Annotated in this window: 7 protein-coding genes; all 7 read left to right on the forward strand. The window is 70.5% G+C overall.

All coding sequences use genetic code 11. The features are described 5' to 3' along the window. The first annotated feature begins 14 nt into the window (after positions 1-14). A complete protein-coding gene (locus BMZ82_RS30870; protein WP_093780694.1) occupies positions 15-1,238 on the forward strand; it encodes a glycoside hydrolase family 1 protein in 1,224 nt (407 codons plus the stop codon). Next, positions 1,235-4,282: a glycoside hydrolase family 2 TIM barrel-domain containing protein gene (locus BMZ82_RS30875; protein WP_093780695.1), complete on the forward strand. Its 3,048-nt coding sequence runs from the start codon at positions 1,235-1,237 to the stop codon at positions 4,280-4,282. Before BMZ82_RS30870 ends, BMZ82_RS30875 begins: the two co-directional genes overlap by 4 nt. 61 nt (positions 4,283-4,343) lie before the next feature. After that, on the forward strand, positions 4,344-6,203 hold the full coding sequence (gene uidA, locus BMZ82_RS30880; RefSeq protein WP_093780696.1) for a beta-glucuronidase: 1,860 nt from the start codon (positions 4,344-4,346) through the stop codon (positions 6,201-6,203). Beyond that, entirely contained in the window at positions 6,200-6,859 is a 660-nt protein-coding gene (locus BMZ82_RS30885; RefSeq protein ID WP_093780697.1) for a TetR/AcrR family transcriptional regulator, read from the forward strand. The genes uidA and BMZ82_RS30885 overlap by 4 nt, the downstream gene beginning before the upstream one ends. A 173-nt stretch (positions 6,860-7,032) precedes the next feature. Beyond that, the gene (locus tag BMZ82_RS30890; protein ID WP_093780698.1) at positions 7,033-8,697 is read left to right on the forward strand and encodes an AMP-binding protein; all 1,665 of its coding nucleotides are present in this window, start codon (positions 7,033-7,035) and stop codon (positions 8,695-8,697) included. Further along, complete coding sequence (locus tag BMZ82_RS30895) at positions 8,694-9,452, forward strand: enoyl-CoA hydratase/isomerase family protein (protein ID WP_093780699.1); 759 nt, start codon at positions 8,694-8,696, stop codon at positions 9,450-9,452. Before BMZ82_RS30890 ends, BMZ82_RS30895 begins: the two co-directional genes overlap by 4 nt. A gap of 4 nt (positions 9,453-9,456) precedes the next feature. Then, the coding region (locus BMZ82_RS30900) for an SDR family oxidoreductase (protein ID WP_093780707.1) at positions 9,457-10,118 on the forward strand (662 nt) is incomplete at its 3' end.

Genomic DNA, 10,118 nt, shown 5'->3' on the forward strand with positions numbered 1-10,118 from the left:
CAAGGATCTCGACGGTGACTGAACTGATTCCCGGCTTCCTCTGGGGGGCCTCGACCGCCCCGCACCAGATCGAAGGCAACAACGTCAACAGCGACTGGTGGGCGAACGAGCCGCACATGCCCGGCATGGCGCGCAGCGGTGACGCGGTCGACAGCTACCACCGGTACGCCGAGGACATGCGGCTGCTGGCCGACGCGGGTCTGAACTCCTACCGCTTCGGGATCGAGTGGGCGCGCATCGAGCCGTACGAGGGGCATGTGTCCCGCGCCGAACTGGCCCACTACCGGCGGATGATCGACACCGCCGTGGACCTCGGCCTCACCCCGGTCGTCACCCTGCACCACTTCACCCACCCCCGCTGGTTCGCCGAGGACGGCGGCTGGATGGGCGACCGCGCCATCGACCGCTTCCGGTCCTACGTGGAGACGGCCACCCGGATCCTCGACGGCGTCGAGTGGGTCTGCACCATCAACGAGCCGAACATGCTGGCCCTGATGGCGACGATGAGCCAGGCGATGGAGGCGCGGTCCGAGGAGGACGCGGCGAAGTGGCTGAGTCCCACGGTCGAGGGGGCCGCGCGCCCGGTGCTCCCCTCCCCCGACCCGAAGATCGGCCGTCGGCTGGCCGAGGCGCACCAGGCCGCCCGCGAGATCCTCAAGGAACGCACGGACGCCAAGTCCGGCTGGACGGTGGCCAGCCAGGCCCTGACCCCGACCCCGGGCAACGAGGAGAAGCTGCGCGAGATCCGGTACGTCCGTGAGGACCTGTACCTCGAAGCGGCCCGCGGCGACGACTTCATCGGCGTGCAGTCCTACTCCAGCCAGGCCGTCGACGCGAACGGCATCGTCCCCCACCCCCAGGGTCCCGACACCACGCTGACCGGGAACGCGTACCGGCCCGACGCGATCGGCATCGCCGTCCGGCACGCCTGGGAGACGACGGGCGGAGTGCCCGTCCTGGTCACCGAGAACGGCATCGCCACCGATGACGACACCCGGCGCATCGCGTACACCTCGGAGGCTCTGGGCCATCTGTTCGCGGCGGTCGACGACGGCATCGACGTACGGGGCTACCTGCACTGGACCGCCCTGGACAACTACGAATGGGGCCACTGGGAGCCCACGTTCGGACTGATCGCGGTCGACCGCGAGACGTTCGAGCGGCACCCGAAGCCGAGCCTCGGCTGGCTGGGAGAGGTCGCCCGCAGCGGCGGCAAGGGACTGGAGGGATCGGCATGACGACGACGGAGAACACGATGGGTCCTTGGGACGCCTCCGGGCTGCACTCCGTGGGCCGGCTGCCGATGCGCGCCCTGCGCCGCACCCCCGACATCGAGCTGGACGGCACGTGGGACTTCCAACTGCTGCCGACGCCCACCGCGCCGCTCGGCCTGACCTGGAAGAAGATCCAGGTCCCGAGCCTGTGGACGATGCAGCCGGACCTCGCGGACGGTGACGTGCCGCACTACACGAACGTGCCGATGCCGTTCGACGAGGTGCCCCCGCAGGTTCCCGCGGACAATCCGACGGGCGTCTACCGCCGGGTCATCCAGCTGGCGCCCGTTCCCGGACGCCGGACGGTCCTGCACGTCGGAGCCGCCGAAGGCCTGTTGCGCGTGGTCGTCAACGACCGTCCGGTGGGCAACAGTTCGGACTCGCACCTGGCGGCCGAGTTCGACATCACCGACGCCGTCGTGCCCGGCACGAACCGGATCGACCTCCGGGTCGCCAAGTGGTCCGCCGCCACCTACCTGGAGGACCAGGACCAGTGGTGGCAGTCGGGCCTGACCCGCTCGGTCTACCTCTACACGGTGCCGGACATCGCGCTGGCCGACGTCTCCGCCGTCGCCGACTACGACCCGGAGACCGGCCGAGGCGACCTCAAGGTGGACGTGTCCACGTCGGGTCTGGACCATCTCTACGACACCGGTGGCTGGTCGGTGCGGATCGACGTGCTCGACCGGTCGATCAGGCTGCCCGTCTCCGCCCGCCTCGTCACCCGCACCCTCCCCAAGCCGTCCCTGGACCGGTCGGTGCGCCCCGAGCCGCTGCTGCCCCCCGACTTCATGGACCTGCTCAGCATCAACGCGGCGGGCGCGCCCGTCCCGCCGGAGTTCCGCGCGATCCCGGCGACCATGACGCAGCTCCCTGCCCCGGCGGCGCCCGCCGGCTGCGCGGCCTTCTCCCTCTCCGACCTCCCCGTCACGCCCTGGTCGGCGGAGACCCCGCACCTTGAGGACCTCCTGGTCCAGCTCGTGTCACCGGACGGGAAGGTCGCCGACGAGGCCCGGATCCGGATCGGCTTCCGCCGGGTGTGTGTCGAGGGCCGCGACCTCCTCGTCAACGGCGAGCGGATCCTCATCCAGGGCGTCGCGCGCCACGACGTCGACCCGCGCACCGGGCGTGTCATGTCCCGCGAACGCCAGCTGGCGGAGCTGTCCCTGCTCAAGCGGTTCAACGTGAACGCGATCCGCACCGCCCACTACCCCAACGACCCGCAGTTCCTGGACCTGTGCGACGAGATCGGGTTCTACGTGGTCGACGAGGCGGACGTCGAAGGACACGCCTTCGCCTCGACGATCGCCGACGACCCCGCCTACCTGTCCGAGATCGTCGAGCGCGTCTCCCGGATGGTGCTGCGCGACCGCAACCACCCGTCGGTGATCTCCTGGTCGCTGGGCAACGAGACCGGCTACGGCGCGGCCCACGACGCCGCCGCAGGCTGGATCCGGCGCTTCGACCCCACCCGGCCCCTGCACTACGAGGGCGCGATCTCCGCCGACTGGCACGTCGGACACGCCGCGACCGACCTCCTGTGCCCGATGTACCCGGCACTCGCCAGCCTCACCGGCTACTCCGCCGACCCGCGCGCCGACCGCCCGCTGATCACCTGCGAGTACGCGTTCTCCATGGGCAACGGCACCGGCGGGCTCTCCGACTACTGGGAGCTCTTCGAGTCGCTGCCCGGACTCCAGGGCGGCTTCATCTGGCACTTCACGGACCACTCCCTCGACCCGGACGGCGACGGGAAGTACCGCTACGGCGGCGACTTCGGCGACGAGACCCACAACGGGCCGATGCTCGCCTACGGCGTGGTGTTCCCCGACCTCACCCCGAAGCCGGCCATGTACGAGGCGCGCGGCCTCTTCAGCCCGGTCCGCGTCGTCTCCGACGCCGACGAAGCGCGGGCCGGAACGCTCAGGATCCGCAACCGCCAGTCGTTCGCGGACCTCGGCGCCTACACGCTGGAGCTGCGTGTCGAGACCCCGGCCGGTCCGGCCGGCGCCGTCGCCGTCGCGACCCCGGAGGTGGCCGCGGGCGCCGAGGGCACGATCGAGATCCCCGCCTCGGTACGGGAACTGGTCAAGAGCGGGCCGCTCGCGCTCACCCTGACCGTCCGTACCCGTGAGGACGCCCTGTGGGCGCCGGCGGGCACCGAGGTCGCGGCCGAGCAGGTCGTCTTCCCGCAGGCACCCGTAGAGCTTCCGGCCGCTCCGGCACAGCGGGCCGCGCTGCCCGTCGACGCCGAGGGCAACCTGAGCCACCCGCTGCTGCGCCGCTCGCCGCAGCTCAGCCTGTGGCGGGCGCTGACCTGCCACGACAAGTCGTTCTCCCTGGACAACCGGTTCGTCCGCTCCGGCTTCTTCAAGCTCACGCCCGCCGACGTCGAGGTCAAGGAGACCGGCGACGGGGCCGTGGTCACCACCCGCTACGAGGCCGCCTTCGGCGACGAGGTCGTGCACCGGCGGACGATCACCGCGCTCGGCGACGGCGACTGGGTCCTCGCCGAGCAGGTGTCCCTGCCGGAGGGCACCGGCGACGGGCTGCGCGTCGGCATGGAGTTCGAGCTCGTCGACGGTTTCGAGGACGCGGGCTGGGTCGGTCTCGGCCCGTGGGAGAACTACCCCGACCGGCGGGCCTCGGCCCTGCTCGGCTCCTGGGAGAGCCCCATCGACGACCTGGCCGTGCCCTACATCCTCCCCCAGGAGAACGGCACCCGGGGCGAGGTCACCGCGCTGACCCTGACCGGCCCCGCCGGCACGGTCCGCACCACCCACCCGACCGCGCTCCACATGAACGTGGGCCGGTACGAGGTGAGCGAGATCGAGGCGGCCGAGCACTGGTGGGAGCTGCAGCCGAGCGGCAAGACCGTGGTGCACCTCGACATCGCCCACCGCGGCCTCGGCACGGCGGTCCTCGGACCGGACACCCACCCGCGCCACCGGCTCGCCGGCAGCGAGTACGCGTGGGAGTGGCGTCTGACGCTCGCCCAGACCGACTGACGGCGCGCTGACACGCACGTCCGCCGGGCCCCCACCACAACACCGCGTAGGAGAACCCTCGATGCTCAAGCCCCGCTCCACCGCCACCCGCGAGCTGGTGAACCTCGACGGGATCTGGCGGTTCGCCGTCGACCGAGGTGTCGCGGAGACCGCCGGATCCGAGCCGTGGTCCGGCCCGCTCGACACACGGCTGGAGGCACCCGTACCGGCCAGCTACAACGACCTGTTCACCGACAGCGCGATCCGCGACCACGTCGGCTGGGTCTGGTACCAGCGTTCGGTGCGGGTGCCGCGCGGCTGGGCGGGTGAGCGGGTCGTGCTGCGGGTCGACGCCGCCACGCACGAGGGGAAGGTGTACGTCGACGACGTGCTGGTCGCCCAGCACGTCGGCGGCTACACGCCCTTCGAGGCGGACATCACCGAACACGTGCGCCCCGGCGGGGAGTTCCGGCTCACCATCGGCGTCAACAACGAGCTGACGAGTGTCACGATGCCGCCGGGCAGGATCACCGTCGCCCACGACGGCCGGCGCAAGCAGACGTACCTGCACGACTTCTACAACTACGCAGGGCTCGCCCGTTCGGTGTGGCTGTACAGCAAGCCGGTGGTCCACGTCGACGACATCACCGTCGTGACCGGCCTCGACGGGACCACCGGGACGGTCGACTACTCGGTCGAGACGAACGCGCCCGCCGCGGTCCGGGTGCGCGCGCTCGACGCCGGCGGTATCGAGGTCGCAGCCGGGGAGGGGACGAACGGCACCCTGCGGATCGACGACGTGACGCTGTGGCGGCCGGGCGCGGCGTACCTCTACGACCTGGTCGTAGAGGTACTGGACGGCGACGGCGAGGTCGTGGACACCTTCACCGAGCCGTTCGGGGTCCGCACGGTCGAGGTACGCGGAACCCAGTTCCTCATCAACGGGGAGCCGTTCTACTTCACCGGCTTCGGCAAGCACGAGGACACGCCCGTGCGCGGCAAGGGGCACGACGACGCCTACCTCGTGCACGACTTCCAGCTGATGGAGTGGATCGGCGCCAACTCCTTCCGTACCTCGCACTATCCGTACGCCGAGGAGGTCATGGAGTTCGCCGACCGGCACGGCATCGTCGTCATCGACGAGACCGCCGCCGTCGGCCTCAACCTGGCCGTGGAGGCAGGGCTTATGGGCACCCCGCCCCGGCCCACGTTCTCCGACGACACGTTCAACGGGGACACCCGCGACGCGCACGCCCAGGCGATCCGGGAGCTGATCGCCCGCGACAAGAACCACCCCAGCGTCGTGATGTGGTGCATCGCCAACGAGCCGTCCTCCAACGAGGAAGGTGCCCGCGAGTACTTCGAGCCGCTCGTCGAGCTGACGCGCAAGCTCGACCCCACGCGACCGGTGAGCTATGCGGCGGTGATGTTCGCGACGCACGAGAACGACCTCATCGCCGACCTCTTCGACGTGCTGTGCATCAACCGCTACTACGGCTGGTACGTCGCCACCGGCGACCTGGCCACCGCGGAGATGTACCTGGAGGGAGATCTGCGCGGCTGGGCCGAGAAGTTCGGCAAGCCGATCATGATGAGCGAGTACGGGGCGGACACCCTGCCGGGGCTGCACTCCGTGTGGGACACCCCCTGGACGGAGGAGTACCAGCTCGCCTACCTGGAGGCGAACCACCGCGCCTTCGACCGCGTCGACGCCTTCATCGGCGAACACGTGTGGAACTTCGCCGACTTCCAGACCTCGCACGGCATCCACCGGGTCGGCGGCAACAAGAAGGGCGTCTTCACCCGCGAACGCCACCCCAAGGCCGCCGCCCACGCGCTGCGGCAGCGGTGGCTGCGGCTCGGCGGGCGCAAGCCTTCGAACGCCTCTGAATCGTCCCGCGAACCTGGCCGCCCGGGGCAGTCGCAGTACGATGAGGCATGATTTCGTACCCGAAGAACTCGTCCCCGGTGGGGAACGGCGCACCCGTGCGTCCCGGCCGGCGCGCGGCCGGCGCCGGCCGCAAGCGCCTCGACGACGACCGGCGGGACGAGTTGCTCGCGAAGCTGCAGGTGATCGTCCTGACGGAAGGGTTCGCCGGGCTGACCGTCGACACGCTGGCCACCCGTCTGCAGTGCTCGAAGTCCACGCTGTACGCGCTCTCCTCCAACCGCCACCATCTCGTGGCGACCGCTCTCAAGCGTTTCTTCCACGACGCCGCCGAGCAGGTGGAGGAGGAGGTCGCGGCGGTCGCGGACCCGGCCCGGCAGATCGCCACCTACCTGGCGGCGGTGGGCAACCAGATGCGCCGCATGTCGGCGGCCTGCTACGCCGACATGCTCGACAACGACACGACCCGGGAGATCTACACACTCAACTCGCTCGCGGCGACGAGCAGGGTCCGCGGGATGATCCACGCGGGCGTGCAGTCGGGCGACTTCCGCTCGGTGCACGCCGAGTTCGTCAGCCAGGCCGTCGGGCTGCTGATCGACGGCATCCACAGCCGTGAGCTGCTCGATTCGACGGGGCTTTCCTCCGGGGACGCGTTCATCGAGCTGAGCGACCTCGTCCTCGGAGCGGTCTCCAAGACGCCTCGCTGACCGGCGGGGAGCCACGGACCGCGCCGACGATCACGCCGTTTTCCTGTTCACCACGATATCCACCTTTCATACTCTTGATGAATACTTAATCGGGTACTAACGTACGCGCAATCGTACCCACACATCACACCCGCATCGAAGGTCGCCTTCGTCGTTCCGTTATGAGGCAATCGATGGCCCTCTCCGATCCCCGCTCTGCCGCCGACCCGCTCGACCGGGTCCAAGAGCTGATCACCCTCTACAGCGACCCGCACGCGAGCGTCGCCCACCTGCTGTGCGACGGGCACCCGTCCGACGCCGTCGCCTACACCGTCATCGAGCCGGACCTGTCGGCCACCGTGCTCACGTACGGGCGGCTGAAGGCGGAGTCCGAGCGGTTCGCCGCCGCTCTCGCCGACCTCGGCGTCGGGCCCGGCGACCGCGTGGCGACGCTGATGGGCAAGAGCGCCGACTACCTCGTCGCGCTGCTCGCGACCTGGCGGCTCGGCGCCGTGACGGTGCCGCTGTTCACCGCCTTCGCGCCCCCGGCGATCGCGCTGCGGCTGCTGGCCAGTGAGGCCAAGGTCGTCATCTGCGACGACACACAGCGCTCGAAGCTCGAACCGGGTGAGGACATCCCGGCGGACACGACGTGGCAGGTCGTCGTCAGCCAGGGCGCGGGCAACGCCGGCGATCTCCGCTTCGCCGAACTGCTGGCCGCTCACGAGCCCGGACAGCCCGCCGCGGTGCTGGGCGGGGACGCGCCGCTCGTGCACATCTTCACGTCCGGAACCACGGGCCGCCCCAAGGGCGTCGTCGTCCCCGCCGCGGCGATCGCCGGCTTCCGCCTCTACGCCGAGTTCGGCTGCGGCGTGAGAGAGGACGACGTCTTCTGGAACGCGGCCGATCCCGGCTGGGCCTACGGGCTCTACTTCGGCGTGATCGCCTCGCTGAGCCTGGGGGTCCCCAGCGTCATGCTGCACTCCGGGTTCTCCGCCGAGCTCACCTGGCGGGTGATGGAGGAGTTCGGGGTCACCAACTTCGCCGCCGCGCCCACCGTCTACCGGTCGCTGCGCGCCTCCGGCGTCCCGGTGCCCGACGCTCTCGCGCTGCGGCACGCGTCCAGTGCGGGCGAGCCGCTGACCCCGGAGGTCAACGCCTGGGCCGAGCAGGCGTTCGGCATCCAGGTGCACGACCACTACGGGCAGACCGAGGCGGGCATGCTGATCAACAACCACCAGCTCCCGGCACTGCGCCGGGAGGTGCGGTCCGGGTCCATGGGGCATCCGATGCCCGGGTGGAGCCTGCACGTCCTGCACGAGGACCGCGACGAGATCGCCCCCGCAGGCACCGTCGGCCGCATCGCCGCAGACCTCACCGCCAGTCCCCTGGCCTGGTTCCACGGGTACGAGGGCGACCCGGTGAAGAGCGCCGAGAAGTTCAGCCCCGACGGCCGCTGGTACTACACCGGCGATGTCGGTCAGGTGGACGAGGAGGGCTACTTCCACTTCTCGTCACGGGACGACGACGTGATCATCATGGCCGGCTACCGCATCGGCCCGTTCGACGTCGAGTCCGTCCTCGTCACCCACCCCGCCGTGGTCGAGTGCGCGGTCGTCGCCGCACCCGACGAGGTCCGCGGCGAGGTCCTGGAAGCCTTCGTCGTCCTCCAGGACGGAGTGGAGGCCTCCGACGCGCTGGCCACCGAGCTCCAGCAGCTCGTGAAGAAGCGCTTCGCCGCCCACGCCTACCCCCGCACGGTGCACTTCGTCGACCTGCTCCCGAAGACGCCCAGCGGAAAGATCCAGCGCTTCGTCCTGCGCCAGCGGCGCCGGACCGACCCGAAGGCCCGCCCGTGACCACCGCAGTGCTCACCGAGCAGACCGGAGCCGTGCGCAGGCTCCGGCTCAACCGGCCCGAGAGCCGGAACTCGATCAATCCGGAGCTGATCCAGGCCCTGGACGACGCCGTCTCGGCCGCGATGCAAGACCCGGACACCGAGGCGGTGGTGATCTCCGGGAACGGGCCGAGCTTCTGCGCCGGTGCCGATCTGCGCCACCTGCTGGAGCTGGCCCGCACGGGCGGGGACCCACTGGGGTTCCTCGGCCAGGTCTCGGAGTGCTTCACCCGGCTGGAACTGGCGCCCAAGCCCGTCATCGCCGCCGTGCACGGCCATGTGGTCGCCGGCGGGCTGGAGCTGGCGCTCGCCTGTGACGCGGTCGTGGCCCGGGCCGGCACGGTCATCGGCGACGGGCACATCCGCAACGGCCTGCTGCCCGGCGCCGGATCGAGCGTACGGCTGCCCCGCAAGGTGGGCGATTCGCTGGCCCGGCGCCTGATGCTCACCGGTGAACTGCTGCCGGCCGAACACTTCGTGCCCAGCGGCTTCGTCCAGGCCGTCGCCGAGGCCGAGGAGTTCGAGGCGACCGTCACAGCTGTGGCGCGGTCCTTCACGGGACTGCCGCCCGGCCATGCGTGGCTCAAGCAGCTGCTCGCCGATCCGAGCGTGGCGGAGGACCTGCTGCAGGAGCTCGACGTGTTCGCCGAGCACTGGCACGAGCAGGACATCGCCGCCAAGCTCACCCGTTTCTTCGACCAGCGAGCCGTGAGGTAGCACCGTGCAGCGTTATACGGACCGAGTAGTCCTGATCACCGGAGCCGGACAGGGGCTGGGCCGCGCCATGGCCCTGCGGTTCGCCGCGGAGGGCGCGCGGCTGGCGTTGTGCGACCTCAACGAGACCTCGGTGAAGGAGACGGCCGAGGAGTGCGGCGGCGACGCGAGCACATCGGTCGTGAACGTGGCCGACCCCCAGCAGGTCGACGAATGGGTGGCCGGCACCGTGGACGCCTTCGGCCGGGCCGACGTACTGGTGAACAACGCCGGCGTGATCCGGGACAACCGGCTGGAGCGGATGACCGACGACGAGTGGGACGCCGTCGTCGACGTCAGCCTGCGCGGCATGTTCCACTGCTGCCGGGCGGTGTTCCCGCAGATGAAGCGGCAGAACTACGGCCGGATCCTGTCCTTCTCCTCGATGTCCTGGCGCGGCAACTTCGGCCAGGTCAACTACGCCGCCGCGAAGGCCGGTGTGGTGGGCATGGCCCGCACCATCGCCCTCGAAGGCGCCCCGCACGGCATCACGTCGAACGCCATCGCGCCCGGCCTCATCAGCACCCCGATGCTGTCCTCGATGAACGACGCCGCCCGGGACAAGCTCGCCTCCCGGGTGCCCATGGGGCACATCGGCGACCCCACGGACATCGCCGAGGCCGCCGCCTA

Source organism: Streptomyces sp. yr375, assembly GCF_900110755.1.
Lineage (GTDB): Bacteria > Actinomycetota > Actinomycetes > Streptomycetales > Streptomycetaceae > Streptomyces.

Coding starts and splice junctions, on each gene's coding strand:
- BMZ82_RS30875 (WP_093780695.1), top strand. CDS start 1,235: ATGACGACGACGGAGAACACGATGGGTCCTTGGGACGCCTCCGGGCTG.
- uidA (WP_093780696.1), top strand. CDS start 4,344: ATGCTCAAGCCCCGCTCCACCGCCACCCGCGAGCTGGTGAACCTCGAC.
- BMZ82_RS30885 (WP_093780697.1), top strand. CDS start 6,200: ATGATTTCGTACCCGAAGAACTCGTCCCCGGTGGGGAACGGCGCACCC.
- BMZ82_RS30890 (WP_093780698.1), top strand. CDS start 7,033: ATGGCCCTCTCCGATCCCCGCTCTGCCGCCGACCCGCTCGACCGGGTC.